Origin of the sequence: Brevibacterium sp. K11IcPPYGO002, assembly GCF_050920635.1 — a bacterium.
GTDB lineage: Bacteria > Actinomycetota > Actinomycetes > Actinomycetales > Brevibacteriaceae > Brevibacterium.
On sequence record NZ_CP131929.1, the window covers coordinates 3109989 to 3126730 of the forward strand.

The 16742-nt window shown below is 65.3% G+C and carries 17 protein-coding genes and 1 riboswitch; of the genes, 8 read left to right on the forward strand and 9 right to left on the reverse strand.

What is annotated here, in order from left to right; genetic code table 11:
- Positions 1–78 precede the first annotated feature (78 nt).
- The 6 genes from nadA (at position 79) to QYM46_RS14325 (ending at position 6064) form a co-directional block, all read left to right on the forward strand.
- A complete protein-coding gene (nadA, locus tag QYM46_RS14300; protein WP_432789478.1) occupies positions 79–1362 on the forward strand; it encodes a quinolinate synthase NadA in 1284 nt (427 codons plus the stop codon).
- The gene (gene nadB / locus QYM46_RS14305) at positions 1362–3002 is read left to right on the forward strand and encodes an L-aspartate oxidase (protein ID WP_432789479.1); all 1641 of its coding nucleotides are present in this window, start codon (positions 1362–1364) and stop codon (positions 3000–3002) included. The genes nadA and nadB overlap by 1 nt, the downstream gene beginning before the upstream one ends.
- Entirely contained in the window at positions 2996–3847 is an 852-nt protein-coding gene (gene nadC, locus QYM46_RS14310; protein ID WP_169252948.1) for a carboxylating nicotinate-nucleotide diphosphorylase, read from the forward strand. Before nadB ends, nadC begins: the two co-directional genes overlap by 7 nt.
- Position 3848: 1 nt before the next feature.
- Complete coding sequence (locus tag QYM46_RS14315; RefSeq protein WP_432789480.1) at positions 3849–5066, forward strand: cysteine desulfurase family protein; 1218 nt, start codon at positions 3849–3851, stop codon at positions 5064–5066.
- A gap of 151 nt (positions 5067–5217) precedes the next feature.
- Positions 5218–5433 carry a hypothetical protein gene (locus tag QYM46_RS14320; protein WP_025776844.1) on the forward strand — a complete coding sequence of 72 codons (216 nt, stop codon included), beginning with the start codon at positions 5218–5220 and terminating at the stop codon, positions 5431–5433.
- 106 nt (positions 5434–5539) lie between these two features.
- Positions 5540–6064 (forward strand): DUF1648 domain-containing protein, encoded by a 525-nt coding sequence (locus QYM46_RS14325; protein WP_432789481.1) that lies wholly within the window; start codon positions 5540–5542, stop codon positions 6062–6064.
- 145 nt (positions 6065–6209) lie between these two features.
- On the opposite strand, the gene QYM46_RS14330 is transcribed toward QYM46_RS14325, so the two are convergent.
- The 4 genes from QYM46_RS14330 to QYM46_RS14345 all read right to left on the reverse strand — a co-directional run bounded on the left by QYM46_RS14330 (position 6210) and on the right by QYM46_RS14345 (position 9696).
- Positions 6210–6950: a TenA family protein gene (locus tag QYM46_RS14330; protein WP_432789482.1), complete on the reverse strand. Its 741-nt coding sequence runs from the start codon at positions 6948–6950 to the stop codon at positions 6210–6212.
- Between the two features lie 135 nt (positions 6951–7085).
- On the reverse strand, positions 7086–8015 hold the full coding sequence (thiD, locus tag QYM46_RS14335) for a bifunctional hydroxymethylpyrimidine kinase/phosphomethylpyrimidine kinase (protein WP_432789483.1): 930 nt from the start codon (positions 8013–8015) through the stop codon (positions 7086–7088).
- Positions 8012–8770, reverse strand: a complete 759-nt coding sequence (gene thiE, locus QYM46_RS14340; RefSeq protein ID WP_432789484.1) for a thiamine phosphate synthase — start codon at positions 8768–8770, stop codon at positions 8012–8014. The genes thiD and thiE overlap by 4 nt, the downstream gene beginning before the upstream one ends.
- Positions 8767–9696 (reverse strand): hydroxyethylthiazole kinase, encoded by a 930-nt coding sequence (locus QYM46_RS14345; protein ID WP_432789485.1) that lies wholly within the window; start codon positions 9694–9696, stop codon positions 8767–8769. The genes thiE and QYM46_RS14345 overlap by 4 nt, the downstream gene beginning before the upstream one ends.
- A riboswitch (TPP riboswitch) is annotated at positions 9684–9817 on the reverse strand. Its footprint overlaps the gene before it by 13 nt.
- Positions 9818–10077: 260 nt before the next feature.
- On the opposite strand from QYM46_RS14345, the gene QYM46_RS14350 reads away from it, so the two are divergent.
- Positions 10078–10971, forward strand: coding sequence for a DUF3800 domain-containing protein (locus QYM46_RS14350; RefSeq protein WP_432789486.1), 894 nt, complete (start codon positions 10078–10080; stop codon positions 10969–10971).
- A gap of 33 nt (positions 10972–11004) precedes the next feature.
- On the opposite strand, the gene QYM46_RS14355 is transcribed toward QYM46_RS14350, so the two are convergent.
- Positions 11005–11469, reverse strand: a complete 465-nt coding sequence (locus tag QYM46_RS14355; protein WP_432789487.1) for a winged helix-turn-helix transcriptional regulator — start codon at positions 11467–11469, stop codon at positions 11005–11007.
- 113 nt (positions 11470–11582) lie between these two features.
- On the opposite strand from QYM46_RS14355, the gene QYM46_RS14360 reads away from it, so the two are divergent.
- A complete protein-coding gene (locus tag QYM46_RS14360) occupies positions 11583–12092 on the forward strand; it encodes an SRPBCC family protein (protein WP_432789488.1) in 510 nt (169 codons plus the stop codon).
- 185 nt (positions 12093–12277) lie between these two features.
- Here QYM46_RS14360 and QYM46_RS14365 read toward each other — a convergent pair whose 3' ends face one another.
- The 4 genes from QYM46_RS14365 to QYM46_RS14380 all read right to left on the reverse strand — a co-directional run bounded on the left by QYM46_RS14365 (position 12278) and on the right by QYM46_RS14380 (position 16729).
- Complete coding sequence (locus QYM46_RS14365; RefSeq protein ID WP_169252958.1) at positions 12278–13489, reverse strand: sugar ABC transporter permease; 1212 nt, start codon at positions 13487–13489, stop codon at positions 12278–12280.
- Positions 13486–14310 (reverse strand): ATP-binding cassette domain-containing protein, encoded by an 825-nt coding sequence (locus tag QYM46_RS14370; RefSeq protein WP_432789489.1) that lies wholly within the window; start codon positions 14308–14310, stop codon positions 13486–13488. The genes QYM46_RS14365 and QYM46_RS14370 overlap by 4 nt, the downstream gene beginning before the upstream one ends.
- A 134-nt stretch (positions 14311–14444) precedes the next feature.
- Entirely contained in the window at positions 14445–15539 is a 1095-nt protein-coding gene (locus QYM46_RS14375) for a substrate-binding domain-containing protein (protein ID WP_432789490.1), read from the reverse strand.
- 92 nt (positions 15540–15631) lie between these two features.
- A complete protein-coding gene (locus tag QYM46_RS14380) occupies positions 15632–16729 on the reverse strand; it encodes a LacI family DNA-binding transcriptional regulator (protein ID WP_432789491.1) in 1098 nt (365 codons plus the stop codon).
- Between the last annotated feature and the right edge of the window lie 13 nt (positions 16730–16742).

Below are 16742 nucleotides of genomic sequence, written 5' to 3' on the forward strand. Positions count from 1 at the left end.
CGCACAAGTGCGCAAAACGTTTCGGGCGGTTTCACCTCGTGCGAGGCGCGGGTTCCGCCCACCGAGCGAAGGACGATGATGACCACGACAGCTTCGATCGAACTCACCCTCAAGGACATCTCTGCCTCGGGCGCGAACGACGATATGTGCTCGACGGAGCTGCTCGATGCACCGTGGGACGTCGACGAACGCCCCGGTTACGGTCCCGGTTCCTCGATGGCCGACCCGATCCCGGTCGCCGCTCCACGTCAGGGCGACATTCCCGACGAATACAAGCAGGCATCGCCGGAGGAGCTCGACGCCCGCATCCGCGCCGCCAAGGCCACCCTCGGCGATCGCGTCGTCATGCTCGGCCACCACTACCAGCGGGTCGAGGTCGTCGAACATGCCGACTACATCGGCGACTCATTCATGCTCGCCCGGGCCGCCCAGAATCATCCGGAAGCTGAAGCCATCGTCTTCTGCGGCGTCCACTTCATGGCCGAGACCGCCGACCTGCTGTCGAAGCCGACCCAGTCGGTCATCCTGCCCAACCTCGCCGCCGGCTGTTCGATGGCCGATATGGCCAGCATCGATCAGGTCGAGGACTGCTGGGAGCAGCTGACCGAACTCTTCGGCACCGAACCCGATGCCGACGGTCGCGTCCCGGTCATCCCCGTCACCTACATGAACTCCTCGGCCGCGATCAAGGGCTTCTGCGGCCGCAACGGCGGCATCGTGTGCACCTCCTCGAATGCCGAGGTGGTCCTGGAATGGGCCTTCGAACGCGGACAGCGCGTCCTGTTCTTCCCCGACCAGCACCTCGGCCGCAACACCGCTGTGAACATGGGCATCGGGCTGGACGAGATGCCGTTGTGGAACCCGGCCCGGCCGCTGGGCAACAACGACAAACAGACCCTGAGTGAGGCCCGGGTCATCCTGTGGCAGGGCTTCTGCTCCGTGCACAAGCGCTTCACTCCCGCGCAGATCGACAAGGCCCGCGCTGAGCACCCGGACGTGCGCGTCATCGTCCACCCCGAATGCCCGCGTGAGACCGTCGAGGCCGCCGATGAGGCCGGATCGACCGCATACATCACGAAGGCCATCGCCGAGGCGACCGAACCGACCACATTCGCCATCGGAACAGAGATCAACCTCGTTCAGCGGCTGGCAGCCGAACATCTGCAGCACGAGATCTTCTGCCTCGATCCCGTCATCTGCCCGTGCTCGACGATGTACCGCATCCACCCCGGCTACATCGCCTGGGTCCTCGAATCCCTCATCGACGGTCAGATCGTCAACCAGATCTCCGTCGACGCCGAGGTGGCCGATCCCGCCCGCGTGTCCCTGGAACGGATGCTCGCCGCGAAGCCGCGGATCTGATGAGCCGCGTCATCGTCGTAGGTTCCGGGATCGCCGGGCTGACCGCGGCACTGCGCCTGTCGCGCCGTCACACGGTCACGCTCGTGACGAAGGATCGCCTCGGCGAGTCGAACACCGAGTGGGCGCAGGGCGGCATCGCCGGTGTCATCGGCCCCGATGACACGGTCGATGCTCATGTCGCCGATACGCTCACCGCCGGTGCCGGACACTGTGATCCGGAGGCCGTGCGCACACTGTGTGAGGCCGGTTCGGACGCGATCGTCTCCCTCGCCGAGGCGGGGGTGGACTTCGACACCGATCCGACCGGTGCCTGGGCCAGAGGAATGGAGGGGGCGCATTCATACCCGCGCATCTTCCATTCCGGAGGCGATGCGACCGGACAGGCGATCAGCACCGCACTGGCGCAGAAGCTGCGCACCGAGGTCGCGGCAGGGCGAGTCACCCTGCTCGAGGACACGATGCTCGTCGACATCCTCACCAGCGACGACAATCACCGCCCGGCTCGAGCCACCGAAGTCGCCACAGCCACCGGGATCACCGTACTCCGCGACGGCCGCGTCGAGACCCTGGCCGCCGATGCGATCGTGCTGGCCACCGGCGGTGCCGGGCAGCTCTTCGCACACACGACGAATCCTGCGGCCGCCACCGGAGACGGTTTGGCCGCCGCCATCCGTGCCGGTGCCGAGGTCGCCGATCTCGAGTTCTTCCAGTTCCATCCCACCGCCTTGTCGGGTCCCGGTTTCCTCATCTCCGAGGCCGTCCGCGGAGCCGGTGCTCTCCTCCTCGATGAGCGGTGCCGCCGCTTCATGGCTGACATCGACGATCGTGCCGAGCTCGCCTCCCGTGATGTCGTCGCTCTCGCCCTGCACCGTCGCCAGGCGGTGCAGGGCGGACGTCCGTGCTTCCTCGATGCGCGGGCCATCCCGGATGTGGAGGTGACGTTCCCGAGCATCACCGCCGGTCTGGCTGCTCATGGACTCGATCTGTCCCGGGACCTCATCCCCGTCACTCCCGCCGCCCACTACTTCATGGGCGGGGTGGCCACGGATCGCGACGGTCGCACGAGCATCGAGGGACTCTTCGCCGTCGGGGAGGTCGCGTGCACCGGAGTCCACGGAGCCAATCGGCTGGCCTCGAACTCTCTGCTCGAGGGCGCAGTCTTCGCCGCCCGCGCCGCCGCGGCGATCGACACACTGCCGGTCAACAGAGACCATGAACTCCCACTCCCCCAGTTCGACTCATTCCACCAGACGGCACTGACACGAACCGATCTGCAGGACCTGACCTGGGCTCATCTGGGTGTGGAGCGCACGGCTACGGGCCTGCGGGCCCTGCTCGACCGCCTCGGTGACGGTGCCCGCAATGACGGTGCCGAGAACGGTCCCCACATTGCCGGCACTTCCACCAACCGCGCCGACAACGCCGATGATCACCCCACCGTCCCGGCTGCCGCCCGCGCCGACGCACTCGAGACCGCGAATCTCGCCCTCATCGCCGAACATATGGCTCGGCATGCCCTGGCCCGCGAGCACAGCCTCGGCGCGCATACCCGCACGGATACGACACTCACGTCGTCGACGACCGCGCCGTCCACCGCCACTTCGCCCACCGCTCTGCTTCAGGAGGCCACCGCATGCTGACCGCTTCAACCATCGATTCCGCACTGCGCACAGCCCTCGACGAAGACGCGCCCTGGGGCGATATCACCGGCGAAGTCTTCATCCCCGCCTCCGCCTCGGCGAGGGCCGAGCTGCGTGCCCGCGAAGACGGAGTGCTCGCCGGAATCGAGGTCTTCGCCCGCGCCTTCACCCTCGTCGACCCGAGCGTCACGGTCGACCTCGCCGCTGCCGATGGAGACTCTTTCACCGCAGGTCAGGTACTTGCCACGGTCGCGGGCCCTGCACGAACGGTGTTGCAGGCCGAGCGGATCGCGTTGAACTTCTGCCAACGGATGAGCGGAATCGCCACCCAGACTTACGCTTTTGTCGATGCCGCTGCCGGGCGCGCACGCATCGTCGACACCCGCAAGACCACCCCGGGCCTGCGGGCGTTCGAGAAGCACGCCGTGGTCTGCGGCGGCGGGCACAATCACCGTTTCGGACTCTCCGACGCGGTCATGGCCAAGGACAATCATCTCGCCGTTCTCACCGGTGCCGGGCTGTCCGTCGCCGAGGCGATCCGCACCGCCCGTGCCCGTCTGCCGCATACGACGACGATCGAGGTCGAGGTCGACCGACTCGACCAGGTGCCCGCAGTGCTCGACGGCGGTGCCGATGTCATCATGCTCGACAACTTCACCCCGGCTCAGCTGCGCGACGGCGTCGCACTCATCGATGGTCGTGCGGTCGTCGAGGCCAGCGGCAATGTCACTCTGGAGACGATCCCGGAGATCGCCGCCACCGGCGTCGACGTCATCTCATCGGGGGCGCTGACCCACAGTGTCCGTGCGATCGATCTCGGTCTCGACCTGACCCTCGAGGCCTGAGATGACCGGGCGCCTCTACCTCGACACCGCGGCCGCGGCCCCCGTGCGCCGGGAGGCCCTCGAGGCCGCGTGGCCGTATCTGGCCGGCGCGTTCGGCAATCCGTCGAGCCATCACGAGTTCGGTCGCGGACCTGCCGACGCCCTCACCGACGCCCGGGCTCGGGTGGCGAAAGTGCTCGGCATGCGCGCCACGGACATCACGTTCACCAGCGGGGGTACCGAAGCGGACAACCTCGCGATCATCGGCATGGCCCTCGGGCACCAGACCCAGGGACGAGCTCAGCCCCAGAGTCTGGCCGGGACCGTGGTGCCGCCTCGGCGTCATATCGTCACCTCCCCCATCGAACACGAAGCCGTGCTCGCCTCGGTGGAGTTCCTGGCCCGCGTCCACGGATTCACCGTCACTGAGGTGGCCCCGACCTCCGATGGGACCGTGACCGGACAGGCGCTGGCCGCGGCCGTGCGCCCGGACACCGTGCTCGTGACCGTGGGCTATGCGAACAATGAGATCGGCACCGTCGCCGACATCCCGAGCTTGGCCGGCATCGCTCATGACGCCGGCGCCCTCTTCCACACGGATGCGGTGCAGGCGGCCGGTTGGCTGCCGCTGACTGGGTTGGGCGTCGATGCGCTCAGCTTGGCCGGGCATAAGGTCGGTGCACCGAAGGGCATCGGGGTCGCCGCGATCCGCGCCCGCGTCCCCGTCGAACCGCTCATCCACGGCGGCGGGCAGGAGTCTGGACGCCGTTCGGGCACGGAGAACGTGGCCCTGGCCGTCGCGTTCGCCACGGCCCTCGAACTCGCCGAGGCGGAGCGGCGTGAGGCCGCCGATCGTGTCCGGGCCGTCCGCGATGAGTTCATCGCCGCTGTTCTCGACAGCGTGCCCGGGGCGTTCCTCACAGGCGCGGCGGGCACGGCCGGGTCTGACGGTCGGGAGACTCGGACTACGAACCATGCGTCGTTCTGCTTCTCGCACACCTCCGGAGAGGCGGTGCTGCTCGAGCTCGAACGCCGCGGGGTGACGGCGTCGAGTGGTTCGGCCTGTGCAGTCGGCTCCGACGAGCCCTCGCATGTGCTCACGGCATTGGGGATCGCCGCCGAGGTCGCGCAGACGAGTGTGCGCTTCACCTTCCCGTCCTCGATCACCGGCGAGCAGGGACGCGCTGCCGCGCAGTCCGTCATCGCCGCCGCCGAGAGCCTGGCCACGAGCTTCGCCTGAGGCTTTTCGGGGCCGCTGAAGCGAGCTACGTCTCACTCCGGCGTGCTTTTGATCACCTTCGCGCTCACCAGGTGGGATACCCCTATCTTTCTCGGTACTTTGGGGCGAGACTGAAAGAGAAGCATTCGTCTCAGGGTGTGAGGGGGCCGCCATGGATCTTCTGATTCTGTTCATGATCGCAGTGATGTTTGCGACGATCGTCTTCGTCATCGGACGATACGCCTGCCCGAAGCATGACCGAGTGCCCCTCATCGAGGTCGATCATGTGCTCCTCTGGACCGCTCTGCGCCGCGGTTGGCATGTGCTCGGTTCCTTCGGACCGCTCACTCACTACCCAGAGGATCCTTCGGGCGCGTCGCGAGCCTGAGGTTCTGCCGCCTCGGTCGGGGCGAACCTCCGTTGCCTCAGTCGGGGCGAACCTGCCGGACGATCGCCGCAGGCCAGTTGCGCACAGCTGTTGTTAGAGTGACAACATGCCTTCCCCTTCTCAACCGCATCGGAACCCACCGAGTGGAACCGCCGCGCTCATCTTTGCGTGTCTCTCGATCCTCGTCTTCCTCGGGTTCTGCGTCTGGTTCTGGGTGCAGGCCCCGGACACCGTGGCCACCCATTTCGATTCCGGTGGTCAGCCCGATGGCTGGACGTCGAAGGCCGGACTTCTGGGGATCTTCGTGCCCGTGGGGCTCGGCCTGCCCGCTCTCATGTCGATCCGGCCGTTGATTGCCAAGCTGCCGATCTCGCTCATCAATGCCCCGCACAAGGAGTATTGGATCGAGCGCGGCGACAAGGCGTACCTCATCGACTGCCTCATGGAACTCCTGCGCATCACCGCCGGACTCACCGCACTGCTCATCGCCGCCATCCTCGTCATCATCACCGAGGGAGCGCGCTCGGCGACGATGTCGGAATGGCTGACTTTCGTGCCGACGGCCGTCTTCCTCGTCGCCACGGGACTCGCAGTATGGCGCTTCTACCGCAGACTCACCCCGCCGAGGTGACTGCGTCGGCGGCGACGGCCACCCCGCCGAGGTGACTCTGCGGTCCATCCCGACCGCGGGGGTGGGAACCCTCCCGCCCTCCCACCGAGGTGACCGACCAGAGGTCAGGGCCGCCTCGGCGAAGGGCCTGCGCAAGGTTCTTGGGTCAGACGGTGACTTCTTGGGGCAGGAACACGGAGACGTCCCAGTTCTGCATCGCGTGGGCCGACGCCCAGAAGTGGAGTTCGTACACGCAGGCCTGTTCGAAGGCGGCGCGCATGCGGGCCGCTTCCTCGCTCGGGGCCTTCGCCAGCTCCTGTTCGAGGATGTGCACGGCGTGGCGCGTCGATTCGTCGAATTCCGGTGAGTCGTAGGTCTGCACCCAGGTGCGGTAGGGGTGGTCATCGGACATCTGTCCGGCCTGGTCGATCAGCACCTTGCCCATGTGGGCGTAGACCCAGAAGCAGGGCAGGACCGAGGCGACGCCTTCGCCGTAGGATCGGCTGGCGGCCGTGGCCACGAGGAAGGACACGTAGCCCAGCGTCGTCGGGGAGGCCTTGAATCGGGAACCTTCCGCGGTGAGCTCCTCCAGCGCCGAGGCGAGTCGGGCGTCGGCGAGCAGCTCTGCATGCATCTCCTCTTCGACGGTGATCGCCTCGGCGGCGGAGCCGGCCCAGAATCGGGATTCGTCACGGTCGACGGTCTTCGCGGCCAGGAACGACAAGGCCTTTGCATACCCGTTGAGATAGAGGCTGTCCTGCGAGATGTAATTGGCGAACGCCTTCGGATCGAGGCTGCCGTCGGCGAGCTGGGCGAGGAACGGCAGGGCTTCGATCTGCTTGACGATGGGGCGAACGCGGTCCCACAGCTGGGTGGTCAGTGGGCCGGCGGTAAAGGTGACGGTCATGGGAACTCCTTTGTGCTCGTGTGACGTAATGGTTCGGATGGCGTGGTAGTGCGTGTGCCGGGGTGGTTCGATTGACATGGCGGTGCGTGTGTCGGGGTGTTCGTCAGACGTGGCGATTCGGCGGGACGGGGCCGGTCAGGCGGGTCGACCGCGGACGATGTCGACCTGGTGGTCGACGGGTCCGTGGGCGCCCTCCGGATCCAAGCTCAGCTGCCAGTCCGCAGCCGAGTTCAGGGCGCGAGCGAGAAAATCGAGGGCATTGCCGACAGCCTCGCCGAGGAGGTCGGACTCGATCACCGCGCGTGACCGATCCTTCCCGGTCGGGGCCGCCGGATCGGCAGGTCCCCCGGCGGCAGCTGCGCGTTCGCGGCCGAGGACGGCCACCTCGGCGGTGATCGCAGCCGACAGGGTGCACCCGGTTCCGTGCGTGTTCATCGTCGTCATCCGGGGGTGGGTGAATTCCCGGACCTGACCGTCGGCCGTGGCGAGGATGTCGATGACCTCGTCATCGCTGCCGTGTCCGCCCTTGAGCAGGACCGCTCCGGGCCCCCGCTCGAGCAGGCGTCCGGCCTGGTCACGCATGGCTTCGGTCGTCCGCGCTTCGGGTTCGTCATCGCTGATGAGCAGGGCCGCCTCGGGGAGGTTGGGGGTGATGAGGTTCGCGGCGGGCAGCAGGTGGGTGCGCACGGCGTCGACGGCATCGGTCTCGAGGAGGCGGTGGCCGGAGGTCGCGATCATCACCGGGTCGACGGTGAAGAAGCCGAGCCGGCCTTCGGCGGCGCGGGCGACGACGAGTTCGACGAGGTCACGGCTGCCGAGCATCCCCGATTTCGTCGCATCGACTGGCAGGTCGCCGAGCACGGAATCGAACTGGTCGGCGACGAAATCGACGTCGATCGGATAGACGCGCGACACCCCGTGCGTGTTCTGCGCAACGAGGGCGGTGATGACGGTCGTGCCCATGGTCTTCCGCGCGGTGAAGGTCTTGAGGTCGGCGTGGATTCCGGCGCCGCCGGAGGGGTCGGTGCCGGCGATGGACAAGGTGATCGGCGGGCGGGTCGTCACTGGTCGCTCCCGGTGAAAGCGGCCAGCAGCTCTTCGGCCGCCGACTTCGGATCGTCGGCCAGGCAGATCGCCGAGACCACACAGATTCCGATCAGTCCACGTCCGTGCAGGTCGGGGGCGCGGTCGGCGGTGATGCCGCCGATGGCGACGGCGGGGAGGCCGGCTTCTGCCGCCAATTCGCCGAGGCGGTCCGGTCCGATGCCGACGGGGGCGTCGGCTTTCGTGGAGGTGTCATAGACCGGTCCGATGCCGACGAGATCGACGACTCCGGAGTTGCGGCCGGCGGCGAATTCGTCGCTGTTCGCGGCCGAGAGACCGATGAGCGGTGCCGCACCCAGGGCGGCGCGCACCTCGGCGACGGTGGTGTCAGTTTGGCCGACGTGGATGTGCACGTTCTCGCCTTCGTCGATGAGGCGGCGGGCCACCTCGACGCGGTCGTTGAGGACGACGGGGACCGTGCGGTCGGTGTCGCGGGTGGCGGCGTCGACTGCGGCGATGACCTGGCGGGTGAGCGAGTAGAAGGCTGCATCGTCGATGTCTTTGTCGCGGACCTGGACGATGCCCACTCCCCCGTCGACGGCGGCCTGCACGGTCTCGGCGACGGTGCGGCCGGCGGCTTCGCATTGCGCGGAGTCGGTGACGAGGCAGAGGCGCGTGTCGATTCCGGCGAAGCGGTCGGTTGCGTCTACTCGGTCGTTCACGGTCGCGCTGTCGTCGGCCGAGTTGTCAGCGATGTGGGCGGATCCGGCGGTCATGCCTGGACGCCTTTGCCGGCGGTTTCATTCGCAGAAGTGAGCGTGTCGAGGCTGATTCTCGCCTGTGCGAGTCGGTCGCCGTCGACGGCATGGAGCGCATCGAGGAAGTTCACCGAGTAGCTGCCGGGTCCCTTCGCGCCATCGGCGGCGAGTTCTCCTGCGACCGCGAAGTGGGAGTGGGCGGCGACGACGGCTTCGAATCTCGCCGAGGCGGCCCCACCGTTCGCGTTACCGTCCGCGGCGTTGATTGCTGAGACGTCGGCGTCGGGGTCCGCCAGTCCCGCCCGGGCGGAAGCCAGGTAAGCGACGGTGACGGCGCCGAGTGAGCACCCGGTGCCGATGACGAGCGGCATGAACTCATGTCCGCCGGAGACGCGGGCGACGTGGTCGGCGCCGTCGATATGGGCGACGACGGCATCGGTGGGTCCGGAGACGGCGACGATGGCACCGGTTTCTCGGGACAGCTTTGCGGCGGCGGGAAGGACGGCGTCGACTTCATCGGTGGAGTCCACTCCACGACCGCCGAGTCCCACACCGGCGAGTGCGGCGATCTCGGAGGCATTGCCGCGGATGGCGGTGGGGTGATCGGCAGCGGCGCGGCGGATGCGGGAGGTGCGGAAGTCAACGGCGCCGACGCTCACGGGGTCGAGGACCCAGGGCTTGCCGGCGGCGTTGGCGACGTCGATGGCGGCATCGGCTGCGAGCAGCTGGTGGTTCGAGGCGGTTCCGAAGTTGACGAGAACTCCGCTGGCGATTCCGGCGAACTGTCCGGCATCGGCCTCATGGTCGAGCATCGCCGGGGAGGCGCCGACGGCCAGGAGCACGTTCGCGCTGAACTGCTGCACGACGGTGTTCGTGATGCACTGGATGAGTGGATTGCTTGCGCGCAGTCGCGCATTCGCAGAACGCAGGTCGAAGTCAACCATGACGATCCCTTCGCTAGTATGGCCCAGATCAGGTTCGATGGGTGTTCTCTCAGCCTCGGTGTCCTCCGTGCGCAGCGTCTCGGTGCGAACGGATCCTCATGAGGCACCCCATGTCATTGGCTTCGACTGTATCAGCCTGTCCGGACACGGGCGACTTCCACAGTCACAAGGTCAAGCCGGGGAATGAGCGCCGATCCACGTTGTGCGCCATGCTGGCCGTTGAGTCTCCGTGCAAGACTGATTGCGCGGACCTCGGTGCTGTGAGATTATTGAAGTGGTAGCAAGGAGTTCACCTCCTAGAGCGCCAAGTCGCAAGCCCACGTCTCAGACGTGGGTTTTTGCGTTGGGCCTCGTGTCAGAGCCGCTAGGTAAAGTTTGCCCATGCTGCTCGCCTATATCGATGAGATCGGTGAACCCGGCCCTTACGTCGCCAAAGACCACCCGAGATTCAACACTAATCCCGTCTTCGGCTATGCAGGCTTCGTCATTCCCGAAAGCTCGGCTCGGAGATTCGGTCAGATCTTCACAGCAGAGAAGCGACGCGTCTTTGCCAGCGAGCTTCGGGGCGTGGAGAACCCGGGCCGCTGGGAGCGAAAGGGCTCAGATATCTTCACCCCAGACGCTTGGCGAAGTTACGGTGAGCAGATCCGTGTCTTTCGCGGACTGATCAACAGGCTCGCAGAACTGAGCGGACGCGTCTTCTTCTATGCCGAACAGAAGGAGGTCGGCACCAGGAAGCAGGTGCGACTCTCCGATGAGCAACGCGAAGCTTCAGCTATGCGAGAGTCGGTCAATCGTCTCTGTCGTCACGCGGACAATTGCGGCGAGAATCTACTGATGCTGATGGACCAGATCAATGAGAAGCAACGGGCTGCAAGAGTAGCGACGATATACGCACACATATTCTCGCGTGCCCAAGAATTCAGGGAAATGAATGCTGCCATTGAGCCGCCCATGCACATCGACAGTGCTCTCAGCTCCAATATTCAGCTTGCCAATTGGATATCAGCATCTGTCAGCCGAGCCATCGACTACCAACTCGAACGCGAATCAAAGTACGACTGGGTACCTCAGGCTCTCGGCAGCCACATGCACCATCGCATCACATACGAATCCAAGCTTCGCCTCTGGCAGAGTTCGCTGGGCGATCTGAACAACTTCGACGTATTCAAAGCAGAGAGGCCTTACCCGGATGGATTGCACACCGGGCCTATGAGTCCAGAAGATCTCGCGAAACTGCAAAAGGTCAAGCACGCTACTGTCAAACGAAAATAGTCCAAGTTCAGCTCCGCACTCCGCTGTGATGCCCTACTTCTGCCGGTGCGCCCATTTCTCGTCGGGCATTCCCGGCCCTTTGGAGACGGTGACGATGTCAGGCTGCTGACCACAGGAGTCACAGCGAATCGAGTTGTGCACTTCGCCTTCACAGTCGTCGTGTCGGTAGATGATCGGCCTCCCGTTCGGCGCTTCCCAGCGATCTCCCCATTCGGTGAACGCAATGAGCACGCCTTTGAGATCATGTCCCTTGTCGGTGAGCACGTACTCGACTCCGGATGGATTCGGCTGCCGAGTCATGACTCCGGCATCGACGAAGCCGTCGAGCCGCTTGGTGAGGATGTTGGTCGCCACTCCCAATCGCTTCTGGAAGTCGCCGAAGCGAGTGACCCCGGCGAAGAGCGCGTTTCTGATGATCAGCAGGCTCCAGCGTTCGCCTACGATCTCCAAGGTCCGCGCGATCGAACACACTTCATCGTCATACGTTCTGCCCAACATAGAAGAGAGTCTACCTATTCACTTGCATGACGAAAGCATAGTGGGATGATCGATCCATCGACTTGCATGACGCAAGTTGAGAGAATGACATACAACGGCAAAGGAGCCTGACAATGTCTGCACACAATCCCACTGCTCTTCCCGACACCGAATCATCATCGGACTTCACCTTCAGCTATGAGGTCACGCAATCACCACACGCAGTCTTCGATGCGGTGACGAATGTGCGCGGCTGGTGGTCGCAGCGCATCGACGGGGCGCCCGACCGCCTCGGCGAATTCGTCTACACGGTGCCGCAGATCCACACCACCCGCGCCGAGATCATCGAGCTGGTTCCCTCGGAACGGGTCGTCTGGAGAATCCTGGACAACCAGTTCGGAACCTCACCCGACGAGATCGATGAGTGGGCCGGGACGACCGTGCGCTTCGACATCGAGCCCACGGTGTCAGGCATTCGGCTGACATTCACCCATGTGGGCTTGACCCCGGCGCTGGCCTGCTATGACGGATGCGCTCGAGGATGGACACGCCACGCCCACGACAGCCTGCACCAGCTCATCACGACGGGAGTGGGCAACCCGATCACTCCGGCGATCGAGGCCGAACTGATCTCCGAGCCGTGACTTTCAGAACCTCGTATCTCGTCAGCACCGACCGCTCGACTTAACGTCGCTGTATCAAGCTGTGCATTGCGCGCTCGACGCTCAGGCGAGCGGTCGGCAGAGGGAGCTCTTGCGGAACCGAGCGGTCGACGACAACTTGAGCGCTCAGCGCTGAGCCAACGCCCCTGTGCCGCCGACTCGCCCTGCTACCCCCGCCCGACGTACCTCTGGCCGCGGCGGCTCAGCGCATCGATGACAACGGCTGCCAGCAGGACGAGCGCGGTGATGATCTGCTGCGCATCGGAGTTGAAGCCGATGAGGTAGAGACCATTGTTGATCGCACCGACGACCAGCGCACCGAGCACCGCCGCCCATGCGGTTCCGCGACCGCCGAAGAGCGAAGTGCCGCCGATGACAGCCGAGGCGATCGCATTGAGCAGGTCCTGCGTCGGCACGAGAGTCGAACCGGCGTTCGTTGTCACACCGGCCTTGATGAAGCCGAACAGCGCGGCCAGCACCCCGGCCGCCATGAAGACGCTGATGCGCACCCAAGTCACCCTGATACCAGAACGACGCGCCGCCTCCACCTTGCCGCCGACGGCGTAGATCGATCGGCCGTAGCGGGTCTTGCGCAGCACGAGGTCGATGATGATCGCGATGACCATCATGAGGAAGAAGGGCATCGCCAGACCGAAGTCCTGATTGACGAGGATGAGGAATCCGAATACGACCACCGTGAGCAGAGCGATGCGCACGATCACAGCTGCCCAGCTCGGGGCGTCGAGGCCCACGTGATGACGGCGCAGCTTGGAGTAGATGATTCCGGCACCGAAGCCGATGATCGCGATGGCACCGAATACGTACGCCCAGATCGCCGGGAAGTAGAAGTTCGCGAAGTCGAAGGCGAAAGTGTCGGACATCGACAGGTTCTTCTGTGTGCCCAGGGTAGTCAGAGTCAATCCGGTGAAAGCGAGCAGACCGGCCAGTGTCACGACGAATGCCGGAATGCCGATGACGGCGAAGAACCAGCCTTGGATCGCACCGACGACGAGGCCGAGCAACAGCATGATGATGAGCGCCAGCGCAGGCGGCACACCTTGCCTGACGACGAGGACACCGAGCAGCGAGGCCGCCAGACCACCCAGCTGGGCGAGCGAGAGGTCGATCTCGCCGAGGAGCAGGATGAGGTTGATTCCCAGGGCGAGGATCGCGATGTAGGCGACCGTCGACGACAGGTTGACGAGGTTTGCCGGTGACAGGAAGCTGCTGTTCGCCGACTGGAAGACGATGACGATGACGACGAGCGCGAGGATGACCGGAAGTGACCCGAGCTGCCCCTCGCGCACCCGTCGGACGAAAGTGCCGACGAAGCCCTCATGAGAGATGCGCTCATCGGTGATGAAGGAATTGCGGGTCATCGACGCTCACCCCTCCGTGTCGCGCGTTTGGTCACGACGTTGTCGCTGGCTCCGGTGATCGCTGCGACGAGGACGTCTGTGCGCTCATCACCGGGGAAGTCACCGGCATCCTTGCCCAGTCGCAGGACATGAATCCGGTCGCACACTGCTTGCACATCGGCCATATTGTGGCTGACGAGCAGCACTCCGAGGTCACGCTCCTTGAGTCGTTCGATGAGGTTGAGCACCTCGGCGGTCTGGGCGACGCCGAGGGCTGCGGTCGGTTCGTCGAGCATGACCAGGGAGGGTTCGCCCAGCAGCGAGCGAGCGATGGCGACCGTCTGACGTTGGCCTCCGGACAGTGCCGCGATCGGCACTCTCACGCTCGGGATCTTCGCCGACAGGCTGCGCAGCAGCTCCCAGGATTTGGCTTCCATGGACACCTCGTCGAGCACGCCGCCGCGGGTCTTCTCATGTCCGAGGAACAGGTTGGCCACGACGTCGAGGTTCTCGCACAGAGCCAAGTCTTGGAACACGGTGGCCACTCCGGCCCTCTGTGCATCCTTCGGAGACGAGAACCTCTGCGCCGCCCCGTTTATGATGAGTTCGCCCTCATCAGCACCGTGGACTCCGGCGATGACCTTGATCAGCGTCGACTTGCCGGCGCCGTTGTCGCCGACGAGGCCGACGACTTCGCCGCGGCCGACGGCGAGATTGATGTCGGTCAGGGCCTGCACGGCCCCGAATCGTTTGTTGATTCCGCGCAGTTCGAGCACCGGCTCGCTGTCGCTGCCCGGCGTCCGCGTCGCTGCGGATGCCGGTTCAGGTGTCTCTGGTGTCATCTGTTCCTACTTGTTTCGGTCGGGCGGCCCGACTCTGGGTTGCCCCTGCTGCCGGCACCTCATCGGGTGCCGGCAGCAGGGACGGTCATGTCACGTCTGCCGTGTCGCAGCGCAGACTCAGCTGCACGACCGACTCACTTGACTCCGACGTCTTCGCAGAGCTTCTCTACGCTTCCCGAACAGATGTCCTCGGCCTTGATCTGGTCGCCGACGATGTCCTTGATGTTGTCCTTGGTCACGACCTTGGCCTCGACGAAGTCCGTCGGAGTGTCCTTGTAGGTCGTTCCCGCATCGACGTCATCTCCCGCAGCCAGAGCCACAGCGGCCATGGCGGCGAACTCGGCCTGCGGTGGGATCGACTTGTAGATCGTGGCGAACTGGTCGCCTTTGAGGATGTTCTGCAGACCGTCGACCTCGGCGTCCTGACCGGTCACGACGGTTTCGACCTTGGCCTTCTTCGTTGCAGCGATGACGCCGCCGGCAGTACCGTCGTTGGCCGCGTAGATCGCGATCGGCTTCTCATCGCCGCCCTGCAGCTGACCTTCAACCCATTGTCGGGCGTCGTCCGGGTTCCAGTCGAGAGTGTCGTGGCTGGCAGCGATGTCGACACCCGCGCCTTTGAGGGTCTCCTCGGCACCGGCCTTGAAGTCCGCGGCGTTCGGGTCCTTCGGGTCTCCGTTGACCATCCACACCGGGCCCGACTTCGGATCGACGCCGGCGTCTTTGAGCCCATCGAGGACGGCTTGGCCCTGCAGGTTGCCGATCTTCTTGTTGTCGAACGAGGTGTAGTACGCGGCGCCTTCGAAGAAGCGGTCGTAGGAGATGACCGGGATCTTCTTCGCTTCGGCCTTCGACAGTGCGGAGGAGACTGCCGAAGCGTCGACGGGATCGAGGACGATGGCGTCGACGCCTTCGGTCACAGCCGCTTCGACCTGTTGCTGCTGCTGAGTCGCGTCCTGGTTGGCGTTGCTGTACTTCACCTTCGCATCGGGGTTGGCCTCTTTGAGGTACTTCTCGAAGTTCGGTTTGTCGAGCGACTCGTAGCGAGTGGTCTTCGACTCGGGCAGCAGCAGGGCGATCGTGACGTCCCCGTCGCCGCCGGATCCGCTGTCCGCCTCGTCGTTTCCCTGGCCCTTCTGGTTGCCGCAGCCGCTGAGCGCAAGAGCACCGATCGCGACCGAGGCACCGAAGAGCGCCAGCTTCTTGTGGGACTTAAGGTTGTGCCTCATTGTGAACCTTTCAATCAATCTGACAACGTTGTCAGGCTGTTGAATATGATTCGCTGAACGCCGCCTGCTGTCAACTGTTTCGACAAAAGTTTTCAGCGGGTGTCCGGCGGTTCTTCACCGCTGCCACGAGCGATGATGCACAGTGCATTGTCGAAATCGGGCACGTTGTCGTCGACACGCCCACGCCCCATCGCCTCCGCCGCGATCGGGCCATTTCCCTCACCGAGGCGGCCCCCGCCGGCCCCGGCACCGCTGGGTTCCGCACCGGCCCGGAGCCTGCGGACCGCCTCGGCGGCAATGGATTCGACGTTGCGATCGACGACGGTGACGTCGAGGAGTTCGGCCGTGGGGAAATCGTCGATGCCCACCAGGGCCGGCCATTCCCCGAGGCGGCGACAGGCATCGATGGCGCCCTGCGTGAGCGTGGCCGAGAGGGTGATGAGGGCGCCGGGGGCGCTGCGGGAGCCGAGCCAGGCGGCGACGACGTTCTTTGCGCTGGCTTCGTCGTGGGCGTCTTCGCGCATATAGGCGCGCCAGCCGACACCGCGACGGCCGGCGACGGCATCCTGGATTCCCTGCAGGCGGCGGGTGGTGATGAGGCTGGGCGATTGATCTCCGATGACGCCGAGTGCCATGTGTCCGTGAGCGAGCAGCTGCTCGGCCGCGAGGCGTCCCGCTTCACGGTCATCACCTGCGACGATGCTGATGCCGGGACTGTCGACCGCAGGGTCGAGGGAGACGATTCTGGTGCCCGGCGCCGAGGCGGCTCGCGCGTAGGTCTCGGCCGCCTCGGGGTGGGCGCGGATGACGATGATCCCGGTCAGATCGTTGGCGAGGCATTCGTCGAGGAAGGCTTCCTCCCGGTCGGAATCGTCACCGACTACGGTCACCACCGGGCGCAGGTCGACGGCTGCGAGTTCGGCTTCTACGGCGGCGAAGGCACGGGCCTGGAAGGCGTCCCCGGCATCGGAGAGGACCACGCCGATATACGGTGAGCGGCCTCCGGCACGCAAGCGCCGGGCCGTGGAATTGAGTCGGAATCCGAGTTCTTCTGCGGCGGCTTCGACCTTCTCTGCGGTCGAGGCGGCAACGTGCTTTTCGCCGTTGAGGACGCGGGAGGCCGTCTTGATGCTCACACCTGCGCGGGCAGCGACCGTGGCCAGGGTCGGCCGATCGTTCTGCTTCGCCATGTGCGCACCTTTG

Bases quoted from the DNA above. Each gene is read 5' to 3' on its own strand.
- nadA (WP_432789478.1), top strand. From the start codon at position 79: ATGACCACGACAGCTTCGATCGAACTCACCCTCAAGGACATCTCTGCC.
- nadB (WP_432789479.1), top strand. From the start codon at position 1,362: ATGAGCCGCGTCATCGTCGTAGGTTCCGGGATCGCCGGGCTGACCGCG.
- nadC (WP_169252948.1), top strand. From the start codon at position 2,996: ATGCTGACCGCTTCAACCATCGATTCCGCACTGCGCACAGCCCTCGAC.
- QYM46_RS14315 (WP_432789480.1), top strand. From the start codon at position 3,849: ATGACCGGGCGCCTCTACCTCGACACCGCGGCCGCGGCCCCCGTGCGC.
- QYM46_RS14320 (WP_025776844.1), top strand. From the start codon at position 5,218: ATGGATCTTCTGATTCTGTTCATGATCGCAGTGATGTTTGCGACGATC.
- QYM46_RS14325 (WP_432789481.1), top strand. From the start codon at position 5,540: ATGCCTTCCCCTTCTCAACCGCATCGGAACCCACCGAGTGGAACCGCC.
- QYM46_RS14330 (WP_432789482.1), bottom strand. From the start codon at position 6,950: ATGACCGTCACCTTTACCGCCGGCCCACTGACCACCCAGCTGTGGGAC.
- thiE (WP_432789484.1), bottom strand. From the start codon at position 8,770: ATGACCGCCGGATCCGCCCACATCGCTGACAACTCGGCCGACGACAGC.
- QYM46_RS14345 (WP_432789485.1), bottom strand. From the start codon at position 9,696: ATGGTTGACTTCGACCTGCGTTCTGCGAATGCGCGACTGCGCGCAAGC.
- QYM46_RS14350 (WP_432789486.1), top strand. From the start codon at position 10,078: ATGCTGCTCGCCTATATCGATGAGATCGGTGAACCCGGCCCTTACGTC.
- QYM46_RS14355 (WP_432789487.1), bottom strand. From the start codon at position 11,469: ATGTTGGGCAGAACGTATGACGATGAAGTGTGTTCGATCGCGCGGACC.
- QYM46_RS14360 (WP_432789488.1), top strand. From the start codon at position 11,583: ATGTCTGCACACAATCCCACTGCTCTTCCCGACACCGAATCATCATCG.
- QYM46_RS14365 (WP_169252958.1), bottom strand. From the start codon at position 13,489: ATGACCCGCAATTCCTTCATCACCGATGAGCGCATCTCTCATGAGGGC.
- QYM46_RS14370 (WP_432789489.1), bottom strand. From the start codon at position 14,310: ATGACACCAGAGACACCTGAACCGGCATCCGCAGCGACGCGGACGCCG.
- QYM46_RS14375 (WP_432789490.1), bottom strand. From the start codon at position 15,539: ATGAGGCACAACCTTAAGTCCCACAAGAAGCTGGCGCTCTTCGGTGCC.
- QYM46_RS14380 (WP_432789491.1), bottom strand. From the start codon at position 16,729: ATGGCGAAGCAGAACGATCGGCCGACCCTGGCCACGGTCGCTGCCCGC.